This window comes from Brachybacterium rhamnosum, assembly GCF_039526185.1.
Classification (GTDB): Bacteria; Actinomycetota; Actinomycetes; order Actinomycetales; family Dermabacteraceae; genus Brachybacterium; species Brachybacterium rhamnosum.
This window is the reverse complement of the sequence record NZ_BAAAIS010000002.1, coordinates 1,086,114-1,104,964: the sequence shown is the minus strand read 5'-3', so window position 1 is coordinate 1,104,964 and position 18,851 is coordinate 1,086,114. Positions and strand designations below refer to the sequence as shown.

General features: G+C 67.1%; 13 protein-coding genes. 9 read left to right on the top strand and 4 right to left on the bottom strand.

All coding sequences use genetic code 11. The features are described 5' to 3' along the window. Window positions 1–2: 2 nt before the first annotated feature. Window positions 3–1,133, bottom strand: coding sequence for a hypothetical protein (locus ABD080_RS06815; RefSeq protein WP_343904161.1), 1,131 nt, complete (start codon window positions 1,131–1,133; stop codon window positions 3–5). Window positions 1,134–1,435: 302 nt separating this feature from the next. On the opposite strand from ABD080_RS06815, the gene wecC reads away from it, so the two are divergent. The 3 genes from wecC (at window position 1,436) to ABD080_RS06800 (ending at window position 8,276) form a co-directional block, all read left to right on the top strand. Continuing rightward, complete coding sequence (gene wecC, locus ABD080_RS06810) at window positions 1,436–2,689, top strand: UDP-N-acetyl-D-mannosamine dehydrogenase (RefSeq protein WP_343904160.1); 1,254 nt, start codon at window positions 1,436–1,438, stop codon at window positions 2,687–2,689. Window positions 2,690–2,827: 138 nt separating this feature from the next. Further along, complete coding sequence (locus ABD080_RS06805; RefSeq protein WP_343904159.1) at window positions 2,828–7,465, top strand: glycosyltransferase; 4,638 nt, start codon at window positions 2,828–2,830, stop codon at window positions 7,463–7,465. Window positions 7,466–7,475: 10 nt separating this feature from the next. Further along, on the top strand, window positions 7,476–8,276 hold the full coding sequence (locus ABD080_RS06800; RefSeq protein WP_343904158.1) for a polysaccharide pyruvyl transferase family protein: 801 nt from the start codon (window positions 7,476–7,478) through the stop codon (window positions 8,274–8,276). Between the two features lie 65 nt (window positions 8,277–8,341). On the opposite strand, the gene ABD080_RS06795 is transcribed toward ABD080_RS06800, so the two are convergent. Further along, complete coding sequence (locus tag ABD080_RS06795; RefSeq protein ID WP_343904157.1) at window positions 8,342–9,313, bottom strand: hypothetical protein; 972 nt, start codon at window positions 9,311–9,313, stop codon at window positions 8,342–8,344. A 50-nt stretch (window positions 9,314–9,363) separates the two neighbouring features. Continuing rightward, on the bottom strand, window positions 9,364–10,593 hold the full coding sequence (locus tag ABD080_RS06790; protein WP_343904156.1) for a hypothetical protein: 1,230 nt from the start codon (window positions 10,591–10,593) through the stop codon (window positions 9,364–9,366). Window positions 10,594–10,837: 244 nt separating this feature from the next. Here ABD080_RS06790 and ABD080_RS06785 point away from each other — a divergent pair, with 244 nt between their 5' ends. From ABD080_RS06785 to ABD080_RS06765, 5 genes are all read left to right on the top strand, one after another. Next, window positions 10,838–12,529, top strand: a complete 1,692-nt coding sequence (locus ABD080_RS06785; protein WP_343904155.1) for a DUF6270 domain-containing protein — start codon at window positions 10,838–10,840, stop codon at window positions 12,527–12,529. 213 nt (window positions 12,530–12,742) lie between these two features. After that, the gene (locus ABD080_RS06780; RefSeq protein ID WP_343904154.1) at window positions 12,743–13,150 is read left to right on the top strand and encodes a hypothetical protein; all 408 of its coding nucleotides are present in this window, start codon (window positions 12,743–12,745) and stop codon (window positions 13,148–13,150) included. Beyond that, complete coding sequence (locus ABD080_RS06775) at window positions 13,147–15,342, top strand: glycosyltransferase family 2 protein (protein WP_343904153.1); 2,196 nt, start codon at window positions 13,147–13,149, stop codon at window positions 15,340–15,342. Before ABD080_RS06780 ends, ABD080_RS06775 begins: the two co-directional genes overlap by 4 nt. Before the next feature lie 10 nt (window positions 15,343–15,352). Continuing rightward, entirely contained in the window at window positions 15,353–16,018 is a 666-nt protein-coding gene (locus ABD080_RS06770; protein WP_343904152.1) for a hypothetical protein, read from the top strand. A 4-nt stretch (window positions 16,019–16,022) separates the two neighbouring features. Continuing rightward, window positions 16,023–17,108, top strand: a complete 1,086-nt coding sequence (locus tag ABD080_RS06765) for a glycosyltransferase family protein (protein ID WP_343904151.1) — start codon at window positions 16,023–16,025, stop codon at window positions 17,106–17,108. A 14-nt stretch (window positions 17,109–17,122) separates the two neighbouring features. Here ABD080_RS06765 and ABD080_RS06760 read toward each other — a convergent pair whose 3' ends face one another. Continuing rightward, window positions 17,123–18,058 carry a hypothetical protein gene (locus ABD080_RS06760; protein WP_343904150.1) on the bottom strand — a complete coding sequence of 312 codons (936 nt, stop codon included), beginning with the start codon at window positions 18,056–18,058 and terminating at the stop codon, window positions 17,123–17,125. 158 nt (window positions 18,059–18,216) lie between these two features. On the opposite strand from ABD080_RS06760, the gene ABD080_RS06755 reads away from it, so the two are divergent. Beyond that, the gene (locus ABD080_RS06755) at window positions 18,217–18,834 is read left to right on the top strand and encodes an acyltransferase (protein ID WP_343904149.1); all 618 of its coding nucleotides are present in this window, start codon (window positions 18,217–18,219) and stop codon (window positions 18,832–18,834) included. Window positions 18,835–18,851 lie beyond the last annotated feature (17 nt).

Below are 18,851 nucleotides of genomic sequence, written 5' to 3'. Positions count from 1 at the left end.
CCTCAGCCGACGGGCCTGGTCTCCATCGTCACCATCGACGTGTTCTCACCGTGCACCAGCAGGCCTGCCGGACCGCGGTTGAGCAGGTTGACCGACGTGCGGATGGTGTCCCCGCAGAGATCAGCGGGGACCGTCACCGACTTCTCCACGTGGTAGAGCTGGTGGTGGCGGTAGGTGTCGAGGTACTCCTCCCGGCGACCCGAGTCGATGGTCCCGCACACGTTCCCGTCGCTGCCGATCACGTCGTAACGGACCTCGAAGCGGTAGTGGCTTCCGGTCTGGTCGATGACCTCCTGCGTGCACCATTGCGTGCCACCCTCGGTGGAACCGCCCGGGCCCGTGCACGAGGTGAGGTACAGGCTGGCGAGCACGTCGAGCCGGCGCTGGGTGAGGCTCGCGACGGGGACGTCCTGGGAGAAGATCTGCCGGGTCGCCCCCGTGGGGATCACCGCGGGCAGCTGCGTGGACGCCTGCGCGGGGAGCGCGACTCCCACCGGCTCGGTCACCTTCCACGTCACGTCGAGAGCGAAAGCGGTCCCCTTCGCGGCGAGCGCCGCATCCGGTGCGTTGGCGAGCAGGCTGCAGCGGTAGACACCGCTGGCGCGCGGGGCGAGGACGACCTGGTTCGTGAGGGTGACAGGGTCCCCGGTGAGCAGGTTCTGCGTCCCGCCCGTCGTCGCGACCTGCTTCCCCTGCTCGTCCGTGCACTCGAGACGCACACCGAGCATGAATCCGTTGCCCGGGGAGTCCGCCGGCTTCTCGGTGGAGACGTCGAAGCGCAGGAGGTAGGTCTCCCCCGCCTCGACGTTGAACGAGCGCGACTGCGTGCGCTTCTCCGAGGGGAACCGCATCGACATCTTCTCCACGGCGCTGAACGGCACCGTGCCGGCCGCGTCCGTGCCCCCGCCGTCGGACGCTGAGCTCCCACCATCCGAGGGGCCGCCGCCGGCGTCGGAGGGATCTCCCCCCGGCGAGCTGGTCGCCCCGGCCGTGGGCTCCCCCGAGCCACCGTTCGAGAAGAGGCGGCCGTCCAGCACGAGGACGAGCACCACCAGGAGGACGACGAGCAGCGCGGCGGCGGCTGCGACCCATCGGGAGCGACGGATGTGGCGCCGGGACTCGACCTCGGGCACAGAGGCTCCTCTTCACGCAGGCGGGATGACGTGTCGAGACTATCGGCGCCACGTGCCCCGCTTCATCCGGTCGTGGCCGATCGCATGCGCACACGGACCCCGATACCTCGTGAACACGAGGCGACGGGAGGACGAACACGTCGGAGCCGCCGGCCGACACGTTCGTGGCATGCGACATGAAGGCGCTCGGGCGTGCGACACCCCATGACCGCACGTCGCTTCGAGGCGATCCGTGCCGCTACCGTAAGAGCGTTCTCGACCTCGCGGTCGACCTCGTTCCCTCCCTCCTCAGGAGTCCCCGCATGAGCCCCAACGTCCCTCTCGACACCGTCGCTGTGATCGGCCTCGGCTACATCGGCCTGCCGACGGCCGCCGTGCTCGCGCAGGCGGGCAAGACCGTGATCGGTGTGGACATCAAGCAGTCCAACGTCGACGCGATCAACGCCGGCCAGGTCCCCTTCGTCGAGGAGGGCCTGGAGACCGTCGTCGCCGGCTGTGTCGCCCAGGGCAAGCTCTCCGCCCAGACCGAGACCCCGGAGGCGGACGCCTACATCGTCTCCGTCCCCACCCCCTTCAAGGGCGACCACGACGCGGACCTCTCCTACATCGAGGCGGCCGCGAAGGGCATCGCCCCGAAGCTCTCCGGCGGCGAGCTCGTGGTCCTCGAGTCCACCTCTCCCCCCGGAGCCACCGAGTTCATGGCGGACGTGATCCTCGGGATCCGCCCGGAGTTCACCAAGGAGCCGAACCTTCCGAACTCCCTGTACTTCTCTCACGCCCCGGAGCGCGTGCTGCCGGGTCGCATCATGATCGAGATGGTCGAGAACGACCGCATCATCGGCGGCCTCTCGCAGGAGGCCGGCGAGCTGAACCGGGACCTCTACGCGAGCTTCTGCCGCGGCGAGCTGCTCGTCACCGACGCCCGCACCGCGGAGATGGCCAAGCTCACCGAGAACGCCTTCCGCGACGTGAACATCGCCTTCGCCAACGAGCTCTCGATCATCGCCGAGCGCCAGGGCATCGACGTGTGGGAGCTCATCGAGCTCGCCAACCACCACCCGCGCGTGAACATCCTCCAGCCCGGCCCGGGCGTGGGCGGCCACTGCATCGCGGTGGACCCGTGGTTCATCGTCTCCTCGGACCGCGAGTACTCCAACCTCATCCGCACCGCCCGCGAGGTCAACGACTCCAAGCCGGAGATCGTTCTCTCGAAGGTCCTCGAGAAGGCGGACAAGCTCAAGTCCCCCGTCGTCGCTGCGCTCGGCATCGCCTTCAAGGCGAACATCGACGACCTGCGTGAATCCCCCTCCAAGGACATCGCCGTGGCGCTCACGGACCGTCTGGACCACGGCACCGTGCTGGTCGTGGAGCCGAACATCGAGGAGCTCCCCCAGGAGTTCGCCGGCAAGTCCAACGTCGAGCTCGCCAAGCTCGAGGACGCCGTGGAGCGAGCGGACATCGTGCTGCTCATGGTGGACCACGACCCGTTCAAGACCTTCGACCGCGAGAAGCTGCAGGAGAAGGTCGTCATCGACACCAAGGGTCTGTGGCGCTGAGAAGCGTCACCTCCCGTACATGACCAGGATCGGCTCCCGCCCATGGGGGTGGAAGCCGATCCTGTCATGCTGTGGCGCGGGCTCTGCCCGTCCCGGCGCTCCTCCCCTCCGCCGACCCTTCGCACCATGGATCGAGACATGACCTTCGACGACGAAACCCGTTCAGACGCCGAGATCGAGCTCCTCAAGGCGAACCTGGCAGCCAGCGATCCCGTCGCGTTCTTCCGCGCCCAGCAGCGGCTGCAGAAGAAGCTGGCCGCGCTCGAGTCCGAGCTCAAGGCCGCGCGGGAGGCCCAGGCGTTGGCGGAGAAGGCCACGCGCTGGGAGAAGGCGAAGCGACTGGAGTCCGAGGAGGCCCGGAAGGCCGCGGAGAAGGCAGCGCTCGCCGCGCAGAAGTCCGATGCCGCAGCACGCAAGCGGATCGAGACCGTCGAGGCCTCGCGGGACAAGCACGCGGCGGAGGTTCAGCGCCTCAAGGAGGACCTGCATCGTGTGCGGGGCTCTCGCACCTTCAAGGTCGGCAAGGCAGTCCTGAGCCCCGTTCAAGCCTTCCGCTCACCGCAGTCGTCACCGACGCCGCTGAAGGACTCGAAGGACACCGAGACGCTGGCGGGCACGGTGCCGGAGCAGGGGCCTGCCTCGACAGAGGCACCGGCGGCGCCTTCGTCAGCAACTCTGCCGCCGGTCGATGCGCCGTCGGCCCCGTCCTCTCCGACCTCGCCCTCGGCCAGCCCCGGGACCCCGACCACCGCACCCCTCAGTGGGTTCGACGGGGAGTCACCGCTGCCCGTGGGCCAGCGGGACCTGGACACCCTGCGCCACGAGTTCGAGATCCATCCCTCGTCCGCCACGCTCTACCGCGTCATCAACCGCACGTGGTTCGCTCACGGCCTGATCGACGAGCCGGCCCGCCTGGCCGTCGAGAACCCGCAGCTCGTCGCGCAGCTCAACGACCGCGAGAAGGGCATCGTCGAGCGCGTACTCGGCGATCACCGGCTCCGCCATGGGGGCGTCGAGGTTCCTCCTCGCGCGCAGGGTTCCGTGTACCTCCCGGAGCCCTCGCGCGTCCTGTACTGCGTGCACTCCACGCCCGTGTTCAACTCCAACGGCTACTCCACCCGCACCCGCGGCGTCGCCAAGGGCCTGCAGGAGGCTGGGGCGGACGTCCGCGTCGTCGCACGCGCCGGCTACCCCTGGGACCACAAGGCGGACAAGCCCAAGCCCGGCCAGAAGCGCTGGGTCGAGGAGCTCGACGGCGTCGACTACGTGCACCTGCCCGGCTCCGGCCTGGGAGCGGTCCCCATGGACCGCTACCTCATCGAGGCGGCCGATGCCTTCACCCGCGAGGCGCTGCTGCAGCGCCCCGAGCTGATCCAGTCCGCCTCGAACTACCGCACCGCGCTCCCCGCCCTCGTCGCCGCCCGCCGTGTCGGGGTGCCCTTCGTCTACGAGGTGCGCGGCTTCTGGGAGCTGTCCCAGGTGGCGAGCAAGCCCGCCTTCGACGGCAGCGAGCAGTTCCGCACCATCGCCGATCTCGAGACTCTCGTGGCCCGCGAGGCGGACCACGTCCTCGCGATCACCCGACAGGTGCAGGAGGACCTGATCTCCCGCGGGATCCCTGCCGAGAAGATCACCGTGGCGCCGAACGCCGTGGACACCGACGAGTTCGTCCCCCTCCCCAAGGACGTGCGCTACGCGGAGTCCAAGAGAATCCGCACCGATGTCCCCGTCATCGGCTTCGCCGGGAGCATGGTGGGCTACGAGGGGCTGGACACCCTGCTCCGGGCCTCGTCCGCGCTCAGCGCGCGCGGCGTCGAGCACCAGGTGGTCATCGCCGGCTCCGGCACCGAGGAGAAGGCGCTCGAGGCACTCCGGGACGAGCTCGGCAGCACCGACATCCGCTTCCTGGGCCGGCTGCCCATGGAGGAGATGCCGCGACTCCTGAGCACCTTCGACATCGTCCCGGTCCCGCGACTGTCGCTGCCGGTGACGGAGATGGTGTCCCCGCTCAAGCCGCTCGAGGCGTTCGCGTCGATGAAGGCCGTGCTCCTCTCCGACGTCGCCCCTCACTTCGACCTCGCCGGGGAAGGCAGCGCCCGTGCGCTCACCTTCCGCGCCGGGGACGTGGCGTCCCTCGCGGATGCCCTCGCCGCGCTGATCGGCGACGAGGACCTGCGCCGCGACCTGGGCCGCGCGGCACGGCTGTGGACGCTCGACGAGCGCACCTGGACGTCCGTGGCCCAGGGCATGCGCTTCGCTCACCGACAGGTGATCACCGCGGTCGCCGACGCTGCGGCCGGCGGCCGATCCCTCGACTCGATCACCTTGGGCCTCATCGCCGACGAGTTCACGACGTCGACCCTCTCCGCTTCCATGAACGTCGTGCCCCTGGACCGCTCCCGGTGGCGTGAGCAGCTCGAGACCACCGGTCTGGACCTCGTGCTCGTCGAGTCCGCCTGGGAGGGCAACGGCGGGCAGTGGCACCGAGGGATCGGCGCCTACGAGCTGGAGGAGCACCAGGACATCCGTGACCTGCTCGCCCGCGCGCGCGAGCTCGGGATCACCTCCGCCTTCTGGAACAAGGAGGATCCGATCCACATCAAGCGCTTCCGGCCCACGGCCGCGCTGTGCGATCACGTCTTCACCACGGATGCGGCGATGATTCCGACCTACCTCTCGACACCCGGGGCCGTCACCCGCACCGTCTCGGCGATGCCCTTCTACGCGCAGCCCGCGATCCACAACCCGCTGCCCACGCAGCGCCCGTACCGCCACACCGTGGCGTACGCGGGCACGTACTACGGCGACCGGTACAAGGAGCGCTCCAAGGAGCTGTACCGGATGCTCGCGACCTCCTCGGCGTTCGGCATCACCATCTACGACCGCCAGGCCACGAACCCCGACTCCCCATACCGCTTCCCGCCGGAGTTCACGCGGTTCAGCGACGGCGCACTGCCCTACGGCGAGGTGATCGACTCCTACAAGTCCCACCTCGCCCACCTCAACGGGAACTCCGTCATGCAGTCCCCGTCGATGTTCTCCCGCCGCGTCGTGGAGATCGCCGCGTGCGGCGGCATCGCCCTCTCCGGTCCCGGCCGCGGCGTCGAGGAGACCTTCGGCGGGATGATCCCCGTCTCCAAGGACGCCTCCCTGTGGCGCGCCATGCTGCACTCCTGGTCCACGGATCCTGTGGCCCGGGTGCGCGAGGCCTGGCGGCAGATGCGCGCCGTGCACCGCGCCCACACGGTGGACAGCGCCATGGCAATCCTCCTGCGCACCACGGGAGTCGCCGTGACGGCGGCGCCGCGTGAGGACTATGCCGTGGTCCTCACGCGATCCGACGCAGAGCTGTTCGACTCCGTGCTGGCGCAGTCCCAGCGACCCCTCGAGGTCTTCGTGCCCGGCGGGCCGGCGGCCGCGACGGCGGCGCTCTCCGAGGCCGGGATCGTAGTGCGGGACTCCCGTGAGGCGGGATCGCCGGCGGCCGCGTGGATCGGCATCGTCGACGAGCCCCTCCCTCGCACCTGGTTCGAGGATCTGCTCATCGCGCCCCGCTTCGGCAGCTGGGACCGGATCGACGCGGAGATCGCCGGCCCGGAGCACGAGGGAAGGACCCTCGCGGCTCTCGGAGCGCTCAACGGCTCCACTCGGGGGCTGGTGCGCACTGCGCACGCCGCCGGATATCCGACGGTCGAGGCGGCGCTCCGCGCGTCGCACGCGGCCGCGGTGCGGCTGCTCGTGGTGGGGCCCGGGGCCCGTCCAGTCGAGGACACGGCGGCGCTCGACGATCCCACGTCGGTGCCACGCACCGTGCTCGTGGCCGGTCACGACCTGAAGTTCGCGGGCGCTCTGCTCGAGGAGCTCGAGAGCGCCGGGCACACCGTTCTCATCGATCAGTGGGAGAACCACACCAAGCATGACGAGGAGCGCTCGAAGGAGCTCCTCGCCCAGGCGGACGTCGTCTTCTGCGAGTGGGGCCTGGGCAACGCGGTCTGGTACTCCAAGCACGTGGGCACTCACCAGCGCCTGGTGGTGCGGGTGCACTCCCAGGAGCTGTTCCGCCCGTACCTCAGCCGCGTCAAGCACGCACGGGTCTCGGCCTACGTCTTCGTCGGGGAGCTCATCCGTCGTGCCGCCATCGAGAGCCACGGGGTGCCCGCAGCAAAGGCGACCGTCGTGCCGAACCCCGTCGACACCGTCGGGCTCGATCTCCCCAAGCTCCCTGGCTCCGCGAAGAACCTCGGGCTCGTGGGTATCGTCCCGCGAGCGAAGCGGCTCGACCTCGCCGTCGACCTCCTCGAGACCCTTCTCGCCGATGACCCTGAGTACCGCCTCTTCATCAAGGGAAAGCGCCCAGAGGACTACCCGTGGATGGCGCAGCGTCCGGACGAGATGGCCTGGTACGAGGAGCAGTACCGGCGGATCGCACACATCAACGCTGATCACCCCGGCGCCGTGGTCTTCGACCCGCAGGGGGACGACATGCCGGAGTGGTATCGCAAGATCGGCGTCGCGCTCTCGGTCTCGGACTTCGAGTCGTTCCACTACACCGTGGCGGACGGTGCGGCATCTCGATCCCTTCCTGCTTCACTGGCTTGGGCCGGCAGTGATCTGCTCTACCCGCGGTCCTGGCTGAGCCCCACGATTGAGACGATGGCTTCATCCGTCCGAGCACGAGAGACCTCGGAGCGCGACGAGCGTGATGTCGTCGCCCCTCTTTATGCACGCTCTGTTCTCGCGCCGCGCCTCGTCCGTACCGTCATCGGAGACCACTGAGAGGAGAGCCATGCGCTCTGTCTATGCCCACAAGACCACCATTTCCGGTGACGCCGGGAATCTCGGGGACATGATGGGGTTCCATATCGCCGACGAGATCATCGGGCCCGATGCGTACGTGCGCAAGGGCATCAGGCAGAAGGATGCGCTGGACGAGGAGACCATCGCTCTCGTGGGCTCCGTCATCGCCGCTCTAGTCGATTCTCCGGTCCGTGTGATCGGCGGCGGGCTCATCAACGGCAGCACTCGGAAGTACGGGCCCGATGTCCGCATCGAAGCGGTCCGTGGATTTCTCACCCAGGCCATCATCGAGCGCGATGCGAAACAGGTCCCTGAGGTGATCGGCGATCCCGGGCTGCTCCTGCCCTGGCTCTCGCCCCTACCGGAGACGGAGAAGCTCCCGGGGATCGGGTACGTCATCCACGACGTGGATCGTGAGGAGTTCGCACGGCTCTACCCCTCGGAGACCGATCGCATCATCGACAACTACACCTCGCGCGACGAGTTCGTCCGTCAGCTCTCGCAGTACGAGGCCGTCGCGTCCACGAGTCTCCACGGCTGCATCTTCGCCCACGCCTACGGGATCCCCGTCGCACCGTTCGTGCTCACCGACAAAGTCTTCGGTGGGGACTTCAAGTTCCGGGACCACTATTCAGCGTTCGGAATTGACGTACGTCGTCAGCCGCTTGCCGGCAGCCCCGGCGAGATCCTGGATGCTGTGGAGTCGTTCCCTCAGCCCGCCCTCGCACAGGTGGAGCACCTCGCCTCACGCCAGCGGGAGGTCATCACCGCTGCGCTCCGTGGTCGCTGAGCGACCGCTGACATGCCGATGACGCCGCTCCCGAACGTCATGCGGAGTACAACATCACCTCGGGCTCAGCGTCCAGCGACGAATTTGCGGAGAGGATCGGGGCGACGCTGCTTGAGATCTCCGAAGTAGTCCGCGAGATCGAGGTCCTGCACCAGCCCCAGCAGGTCACCATCCTCACGCGTGATGCGCGAGAGAACGTCGATGAGCTGATCTCGCGTCGGAGAAAGATGCCCGTCTGCCACGTCGGCGATCCACACCACGTGCTCACGATCTCTGCGCCAGAGACCCCGGCCGTATCGCGCGTAGCCGTGCGCCTCGAGATACGGTGCGCAATGCTCCACGAGATGCTCATCCGTCGAGTTCTGAAGATAGAGCAGACGAGAGGGCGACTGGGTAGGGAGGAACTCCAGAACAGAGTGGGAGTGCCCCGCATTGCGGAATGCTTCACGGCCGACCTTCTGGAGCGACCGCGCCCCCTGCGCGGAGACAGCCTCCGGCATCGCCGCGTCGAGGTACTGCCTCACGAAGCTCGGTGAGTACTCCAGCAGATCGGTCTGCGGGTTCCAGGCAAACACCGAGGGCGCGCCGGGAAGGGCGTGCCCGAACCACAGCGCTGCGAATCCTCCTGCCGACCCTCCGACGGTCCACAGCCTCTTTCCCAGTCGCTGCGACAACGGCGTGAGCAGGTCGATGATCTCACGCTGGGTGTCGTGGTGGACGCTTCCCGCATACCAGCCGATGGCGAGACTCTCGGAGAGTTCGAGCGCCGGATCGGACAGAGCGATGAACGGGTGCCCGGTTGCCGCAGCGAGGCCGCTGCCGGAGAAGAACGGCGGGACCTTCGCCCGGCGATTCGTCACCGCCCCGGAGAAGATCACGAGCACGTCTGAGCTCTCGACCTCGAAGGGATGCCCCCCCAGGAACATCTCCGTCTGACGTCCGGCACCGTCGCCGAGCACGTGGAGCCCGTCCTCGTGGGATGTCGCGGCGAGGAACTCCCGGGTGTCAGCCCAGCGCGTTACGGGCTGTGTGAACACGGGCTCCTGGACATTTCGAGGCGCACTGTGGGTCTCGAGCGCATCGCGGCTCACACTGCCCTGCTCTCAGCCTGTGCGACCACCTCGGTCCCGACGCGGACGAATGCACGAACGCTCGAGCTAGGAGGGGCATCGCGGAACGTCATCTCAGGATCGGAGGAGTACCAGCGGGCATCGGCGCGATTCCGACGATGGATGAGGTAGTAGCAGACCTCTGCTCCCGCAGGGAAGTCCTCGAGGTTCGTCGTGACGAGGAGACCGCGTGCGTTGCGGCGAACGTTCACTCGCAGCTCCCCATCCCCAGGGACGACGACACGGAGCCCGTCGACCGAATGCGGGATCTCGGACTCGTTCAAGTCAAGGGCTGCCGCGGGACCGCTGATCTCGACCTGCCCGAAGGTGGTCACCTCGAGGTACTGCTTGCCCTGCCGCGAGAGGTTCTGACCCCAGCGCACGTAAACGAAGCTAGGGACGAGGCCGACGATGCCGTACAGACCGATCTCGCGCTTCCCGAAACGCTCGTGGAACTCTGCATCAATGCGCTCCGGGACCCCGAGAGAGGAGTACGGCGCCAGTGCGTCGACGGATTCAGGACTGTCAATCACGTAGAACTTCTGGCCCGTGAGAGTGCGCTTCAACCGCTGCACATCCAGCGTCGTCGATCCCTCCTGAACATATCCGATGATCGAGTCGAGGATCCCGAGTGCCAGAGGCCCGGCGTGACTGACCTCTGGTGAGAGTCGCGCCGCCCGGGCGGCGTCACAGAGATTCCTGACGTGCCAGGGGAACCACAGATCGTCGTCGTCGAGATTGACTCGGAGCACCCGCCGGTAGCGATCAACATGGAGCCCTTCATGAGCTTCGAGAAACAGCCGCTCGCGATGGGGAGAGTGCTTGTTCGGCCCCTTCACCCAGTCCACCCGCGACAGGTCACCACCCGGATACCCCTCGGGCGGATGGTCGTACAGGTGGATGTTGCACCGGAGCCGCGGGCTCCTGCCGACCTCGCGGATCATGTCATCGACCCGATCGATCCACTCCACCTTGTCCCGAGACATGTGGAGAGTCACGAGGAGCTCGGCGTCCGGCGGCACGTCCTGGGCGAGGACGGATGCAAGCGTGATCTCGAACCGCGAGAAATAGGTGGCCAGGATCTGCGCATCCGATTCGTTGTCGCAGAAGATCATCTCGAGGATGACGAGCGTCCGGGCCGGGTCCGATTCCGGCTCTCGCGCCGAGGAGGTCGGCTCAACAGGCCCTGTCTCCACCGTCATCGCCATGCCCTCTTCTTTTCGTGACATGCAACCTGCTCGTAGTACTGGCCTGGGACCAGCTCAGACTAGCGCAGAGACGCCGACTGGCCAGCCGCTGCCCTTGCCCGAGGCCGCCTCGGGGCGCCTCCCCGGGTAGCATCGTCTGCCATCAGGGGCCTGGGCATTCCGTAGCTCTTCATGCCCCACGGATCGCAGGCCCTTTCCTCCGGTCCCGGGCGATCCTTTCCCGACGACGGAGGCGAGCATCAGCATGACGAGCGAGGGCAAGGAGCTGGCCGAGATCCGCACCTTCATCTATGGCAGCTGCGTGAGCCGCGATACCTTCAAGTACCTGCCCGAGCGCTACGCGCTGCACCGCTATGTTGCTCGCCAGTCGCTGATCAGTGCGGGGAACACAGCCAGCGGGGTGAAGGAAAAGCTCTCCCCTCTCAAGTCCCAGTTCCAGCAGCGAATGGTCGCCGGAGACCTTGAGGGCAACCTGTACTCCTCCCTGCAGAACGCCGCCGCTTCAATTGACCTGGTCCTCATCGACCTCGTGGACGAGCGAGGCGGAGTCGTAGAGCTGGGGGGCGGCTATGCGACGAAGCTCAACGAGTTCTGGGGTGCCGGGGGCCGCGAGGCTTCCCGCGGTGCGCAGCAGCTCGCCTTCGGCTCGGATGCGCACTTCAGCCTGTGGGCCGCAGGGGCGGCGCGGTTCGTCGAGGAGCTGAGCCGGCTCGATCTGCTGCGACGTTCCGTGGTGCTACGCGCGGAATGGGCTTCCACCTTCGAGGACGGCGAGGCGTTCACCATCCCTGACTGGATGACGGACCCTGCCGAGGCGAACCAGGCTTACGAGCGCTACTTCGGGTACCTGGGCAGGCTCGGATTGCGGATCGTGGCGCTCCCCCACAATCTGGCGCACACCAGCCGCGATCACGAATGGGGCGCCTCGCCCTTCCACTACCAGGACGCGGCCTACGAGTACTTCGCTCGCGAGATCAGCAGCGCTGTGGAAGCGGAGGCCGAGGGATCCGAGGGAGGCGTCACCGATGACACCGCGGGGCTCCATCTGGAGCGGCGTGACACCTCTGCCTGGGGTGACTTCACCGATCTGGACTCCCCTGAGGAGATCGCAGGTGCGGACCTCAGCAGCGGCCTCCTGACGGTCTGGCAGGGCGGCCTGCCCTTCGATCTGCTGGTGGACGACATCGGCGCGGAGACCACGTTGGTCAGCTTCCACGCCGCATTGGGCGGCTCCGGTCTCAAGCCGCCGATCTTCACCGCGCGGACCGTCAGCGACGGGATCGGACTTAACCGCATCTTCGTCTCCGATCCCGGCCTGCTGGCCGGCAAGGACCTCGGGGTGGCCTGGTACCTCGGCACCTCTGACGTGGATGCGACCGCCGTGCTCACCGAAATCATCGCCGCGCTGCAGCAGCGCATGGGCGCGAAGCACCTCGCCTTCTTCGGCATGTCCGGCGGCGGATTCGCATCACTGAACCTGTCCCACGAGTTCCCGGGTTCACTCGCCATCCCGGTCAACCCGCAGACCCGGGTGCTCGATTATGTCGAGCAAGCATGGTTCGATTACGCGCGCACAGCATTCGGCGCAGAGACGGCCGAACAGTCTCGGACCGTGCTTGAGGCACATCCTCGCGCTGACCTGCGACGCCTCTACTCCGATGGTTTCGACAATGCCGTGATCTACGTTCAGAACGCCTCGGACGGTCATGTCCAGAGGCAGCTCCTACCGTGGCTCGACAGCCTCGGAACCAGCGGAGACGTCGCCCTCCTGCTCGGCGACTGGGGTCGTGGGCACGTCCCACCCAACGCTCGCGAGCTCAAGCCGATGCTCGCCCAGCTCGCAAGAGCCCATGGCGACTGGTCCGCGGTGGCGACGGCATGGTCAGCCGATCGCTCGCCTTCCCGGCAGGGAGTGGCAGAGACCCTTCAGCGCTGAACCGATCTCCGAGGAATAGATCCGGGAACACGAAGAGACGAACGGATGAACGTCAGCCCTGCGGCATCACCACGCCGATCCGTCGTACACGTTTGTGCAGCAAATGCGCCGGTCATCAGTACAATGGACAGGCGCCATGGTGCGGGAGAACCTCGCCTGGCGATGCACCCGGTCCCCAGGGGAGCAGAGAGGCCAGGAGGAGAGCGCAACGCTATGACAGAACGATTGACGTATCGGTTGTCCTTCGACATCGCGGTTGACTCGCTCAGCCTGCAGTGGCCGGCGTTCCTCGACTCCGATGCAGGCTCCCAGTTCATCGCCACCTTGGCCGCCTGGGATGCCGCGGGGGACCCCGTCCCCACCACGGACCTCAAGGCCCCGCACTCGAAGGCGTTGGGACTCCCGTTCCACTACGTCACCCCGGCACTGCACGGGCGGGCGACTCCGACCACCGACGTCCATCGCACCTCGATCTCGGAGTTCGAGGTCGTGCTCCGCGCGTGGGGACGCGGCACACCCCCCGAACTCCCCGCGGGGATCGGTCTTCTCGTCGCGCAGGGCACCCGACGCACCGCACCCGTGCGTTCCGTGACCCTCCTCCAGGAAGGAGTCCCTGCATGAGCGGGTACGCCGTCGTCGTCGACCATTTCCCTCCCACATCGCCCAGGGCCGAGGCCTATCTCGCGGCGCTTCGCGCAGGTTTTCCCGGCGCCGAGGAGATCGTGACCGCCGCGAACCATCGATCGTCGTGGTCCTCGGAGACGGGTGAGGACTTCCTCGGCTGGGCAGCTCGCCTCGGCGTGCGCGCCGTCGAGGCGGAGCTCTCGCCCTGGCAGGCTCTCAACCAGGCAGTCGCGATGACGAGCGCCGACGTCGTCATGATCCTCGAGGAGGATTGGTGGCCCGTGCCCGGCGCCGGCGACCACGCTCTCGCCACGCTGAGCCGCCACGAGAACGGGGTCGTGTACTTCGAACGGCGCGACACCGTGCTGAACGAGCTCGAGAGGATCTCGGACGGCGCAGTCCTCCGCTCGAACCCGCGTGCCCCCGCGAACCCCGGTCTCGCGTACGCCGTTCGACGCAGGGCGTTCCTGACCCTCCGTGGGTATGACGAGCGTGCGTCCTTCGATCGCGCCGCCGGCCTCGACCTCGTCGCACGACTCCGTCGGTCAGGGCACCTGGCGATCACGCTGTCCCACCTGGACGGCATCGTCTATCACGCCCCGGAGCTCGGACCCACGACCGATCAGGACGGTGTCAAGGCAGCTTCCGTGCGGCGGGAGCTGGCTTCCTTCGTCGAGACGGATCAGAGCATCTACCGCAACCTCTTGGAGTGGTCGGTTCCCGCTGCTTCGCGACCACCGTTGGTCAGCGTCGCGGTCGCGACCAAGGACCGCGGCTCGATGATCGCCGACAGCCTCTACTCGGTGCTGTACCAGACGTTCCAGGATTTCGAGATCATCGTGGTCGACGACGGCTCCGAGGACGATCTCGCCGAGCAGGCGGTCCGGCAGATCGGGGACCCTCGGATCGTCTACGTGCGTCAGGAGCCAGCCGGCATCTCGGCAGCGCGCAACCGGGCTGCCGACATGACCGACTGTCACCTCACCGCGGTGCATGATGACGACGACATCATGCTGCCCGATCGGCTCGAGCGCGGGATCGCCGCACTGACGTCCGGGAGTGATGCCAGCTACGGGTCCTGGATCAACTTCTCCGACCTCACCGGCGAGATGCGTGGATTCCTCGGCAAGGTGGGCTTCGGCGCTGACATCAACGCCTTCAACGGCCAGGGCCCGGGCCACTCGACGTGGACCCTTCCCACCTGGCTGGTCCGCCGGGTGCGATACGAGAGCCGCCTCACCGCGTCCGTGGACCACAACCTCGCCTCCCGCCTCGACTGGGCTGGAGTCCGCTGGGTCCATACCGAACACTTCATGTACCTCCGTCGGGTCCACGAGAAGCAGGTCACCGCATCCGATGGCGCCGGGCAGAAGATCGGCCACATCCTCACGCGGTACGGGAACAACCTCATGTCCTCCCGACAGCAGCGCAACACGATGCGCGATGCCGGCAAGGCTGCCCGCTACCCGGCGTCCGCCTCTCACGAGTCGCTGATGGAGCGGTATGCAGGGTTTCTTCCCGACAAGCTGGTGCGACGCGAGGTACGGATCTCCCGCGACCTCATCAACGCACAGTTCACCGCGGATCTCCCTCATCGGATGTCGTACGTCCTCGAGGACCGCAACCTCCTCACGGGGCGCGCGCACCTGGAAGGTGCGGCGCTGGAAGACGTCACCCTCGCCGATCTCGCTTCCTTCCGACGCTCCGGCCTGCTCGGCCTCCAAGTGACCGCCACGATCGACATCCGCCCCGAGAATCCGGAGCTGGACGACCAGGACATCGACCTCACCGATGTCGAGCAGCAGGCGGAGGACGCGATCGACAGGTCCGTCGCAACAGCTGCCGCAGCTCGGGTGGATGCGGTCATCGAAGAGCACCTGCGGAAGTACCCGACGGGCAGCGTCCTCGTCGAGCACGGCGCAGACCCCTACCACGAATTCGTCGACGAGAAGCTCCTCGAGGGAGCAAAGTCGGCGCGCCGTGTGGTCGCCGCTGGCGAATTCGGCGCGACCACGTGCACACGCATCTTCGGATACTCACACCGCCTCAATGCCCTGATGAACTTGCACGAACGCTCCACGAACTCCGGTGGCAGCACGTTCGCGCTCCACTCCCGCGAGGAGCTCGGCGGACTCGTCCAGGCCCTGAGCCCCCAGCCCATTCACGCCGACCCCACGGAGGTGGCCTGAGATGAAGCTCGTGTGGAACGAGACCAATGCCGGACGGACGTCGCTCGGGATCCAGGCCGGCAGCCTGGGCGAGACCGCGCCCTTCCCCCGCGAGCTGATCCTCGATACTCGGGTCGACGTGCGCCCACCCGACCGCCTCTGGGTCGCCGCGGCGCTGTGCTTCGGCACCGGCCTCGCCGGGACCTGGGACGCGAGCACCCTCATCAGCACCCAGGTCCGGGCAGCGGTCGGAGAGTTCCTCGGTCCGGACGTCCCGTTTAACCCGACGGTCTCCGACGACGCGTACCAGTGGTACCCCGGTGGTGGCTCCGCGATGGTGATCGCCGGTCCCGGCTCGACATTGGACAGCAATCCCGACATGGGGAACGCGACCTTCGTCATCGAGCTGCGGGAGCTCGGCGACTGGGCAGGGCGGCTCTACAGCATCGACCGACTGGTCACCGCGACCAATGCGTTCCTCCACGCGAGCACACCTGGCACTGCCAATCCAGTCGGCCCCTATCTGGGGACTGCAGTCCTCCTGGCGACCGAGCTCCACATGGACCAGCTCATCCTCGACCTCACCGTCTTCGACGAGGTCGACCCGCAGTGGTGGAGTCGAGCGGTACGGCTGTGCGCAGCCGTGGGCATCGATCTGCAGACTCACACCACTGACGTCCTCACCTCGGAAAGCTGAGCCCATGACCCGCAATATCCTGATGCCCGTGCGCACCGTCGCGGAATGGGGTGGCGTCCATGAATGGACCGTCGATGCCGCGCAGAGCCTCCTGAGCGCCGGGCACACCGTCACCTTCGTGGGCCAGGGAGTCGTCTTCGAGGAGCGTGCCCGCGCCACCGGCGCAGACTTCATCACGGTGGACTGGGGGGACTGGAAGTCCTCGGCCGAGCAGGTCGCAGGCGACCCCCGAGCGAGGGCTGCTGATCTGATCTTTGCCCACGCCCCTCACGCCCGCATGCTCGGGCTCGAGCTCTCCCGCAGGCTCGGAACAGAGCTGTACGTGATGATCCACGGCGCTTACCACGACTACATGTACACCTGGTCGCACCATGCGACAGGCTTTCTCGCCGCGAGCCCGTCATTGGTGCATTTCACGCACCGGTTCGGCCGTGTCGAGCCGTGGAAGGTCTCCCTGGTTCCCAATGCAGCTCCCCGGGCCGCATTCGACCTCCCGCTCCGAACTCTCGACGAGCGGACCTCGGACGGGGTGGGGCGCGTGGTCACGGCGGCTCGCCTGGCGCGGGACAAGCTCAGCCAGATCGAGCCAACACTCCAGACGATCGCCACTTGCGCCCAGCTGCGACCGGATCTCCGGTGGCAACTGGATGTCTACGGGGACGGGCCGGAACGCGACTCCTTCGAGCGTGCGTACCGTACTGGTCTTCGAGCGCTACCCAATGCCAGGGTCGAGTTCCACGGCTGGATCGAGCCCCACGAGGTGCCGTTGAAGATGAATGATTCCGTGGTCGGTATCGCCGCCGGAATGACCGGTGTGCGCACCATCGCCTCCGGGGCGCTGTGCGTGGGCGTCGGAGCCCGCAGCTTCGTCGGTGTTCAGCAGGGGCAGAACCTCCGCGCCGGCCTCTGGAGCAACTTCGGAGATCATGGCACGATGCGCTTCACGGCCACAGACTTGCAGGACGATCTTCGAGCCTATCTCGACACGGCACGCTACGACGATGCCGTGCGCGACGCCCGGGAGATCCTTCGACGGACGAACTCGCAGGAGGTCGTGGACGGGGCGATGCTCTCAGCACTTCAGTGCTGACCGCGACGATGCCGTCATAGCGCGTCGGCGCGCCAATGGCGAGGCGCCGCCACCGACTCCTCCTCCGTCACCAAAGCGAGAGCGGCCGACATTCCAGCTTCGAACTCCGCGGGGGAGGGAGGAAAATGCCCTTCCCTCCCTTCATAGTTCAACTCGGTGAGCAGATCCCTGGCGTGCGCCGCCCGGTAGGCTTCCGCAAACGGGACATAATGCTGCGCCACATGCCAATCATTAAGGTTGTTGGCATATAGAATCCGATTGCCACGTTGCACTGCGTAGGTACGGATGGCAGAATAGTCAGGCCCTGCATCCTCGGTCCAGTCAACATCGAAATCGATGCTCCAAATACCATTCGGCGCGGCATTCGGATACACATGTTCAATATAGGCGCGCTCCACGCCATGGGAATCAGGCTTGCCGTCGTACAGATAGCCATGGATGTGCGTCTGAGGATTGAACGCGAGGGTGATGGCACCTTCGATCCGGGCCCCCACCTGCAGCGCCGCGTACCCACCACCGGAAGAGCCCGAGAGGATCAGGGTGCGGGCGCTCATCGCGTTGGCTGCACGCACGACCTGCTCCGCAATGATGTCGAGGAGACCAAGCCCCGGCCATCCCGTATACCAGGCCAGCTGGAGCTTGGGATCCAGATGCAGCGTGGGGTCAGCGATATAGAGGGAGCTCAGCCCCAGCTTCCGGATGGAGGCCATCCGTTCGAAGCGGGGAAGAGTGTACCGATCCCGGTCGAGCGCACCATGGAAGGAGACGACCAGAGTGCGGCCCCCGTCATTGATGCCCAGGGAGTCGAGCATTCGGCCACCCCCGAGGTCGTGGCTCCAGCGCACAGCACCAGGCTCACGCGGGAACCTCTCCTCACGCGGATCCTCGGTAATGACGAGCGGGGCGAAGGAGCCGTCGACGCCCGGATCAGGCACAGGGGTGGGATGCACGGGGTCCTCTGAACGGGGTCTAGACGATCGGTCACACGCCCAGAACGGGCCAACGGCCCTACGATAACAGAGCGCACCAATACCGCATTTCGCCGTTTTCCGCCCAGGTACTCGAGTCCCACTGTCCATACCGGTTCGGTCTGCATAGACTCCCCGACGTGAAACAACCTGATTCCGATCTTCTCGCAGAGCTCCTCGCCGAGGTCGAAGCGCTGCGGGCAGAGGTCCGCGCACTCACCACGCCCCGGCACGGTGAGCGCACGATCCTCGGGGAGAACGTCCGCATCGACCCGGCTTGCACTTTGATCAGCCGGGAGAACGCCACGATCCGGATCGGTGACCACACCCAGGTGTGGCGCGGTGGCGAGTGGACGGGACCGGTCACCGTCGGCAAGCGCGTCTTCGTGAACCAGGGAAGCTACATTCGTCCCCTCGTCACGATCGAGGACGACGTCTCGCTGGGCCCGTTCGTCCGGCTCATCACCGACTCCCATGACATCTCGTCGGGATCCCGTCGCACCGGCACGCCACGCAAGGACCCGATCCTTGTTCGACATGGAGCGTGGATCGGCGCGGGCGCCACGGTCATGGGCGGCGTGACCATCGGCGCCCGATCCATCGTCGCCGTCGGTGCCGTGGTGAATCGCGACGTCCCTGACGACGTCGTCGTGGCCGGTGTCCCGGCACGGATCGTCCGCAGAATCGTCGATCGCGAGCAGGGAGCAGTGGCCAACCTCGCGGCCTACCCTGCCAACCAGGCCGAGCACCTGAGCTGACCTCGCTCCGAAGTGCC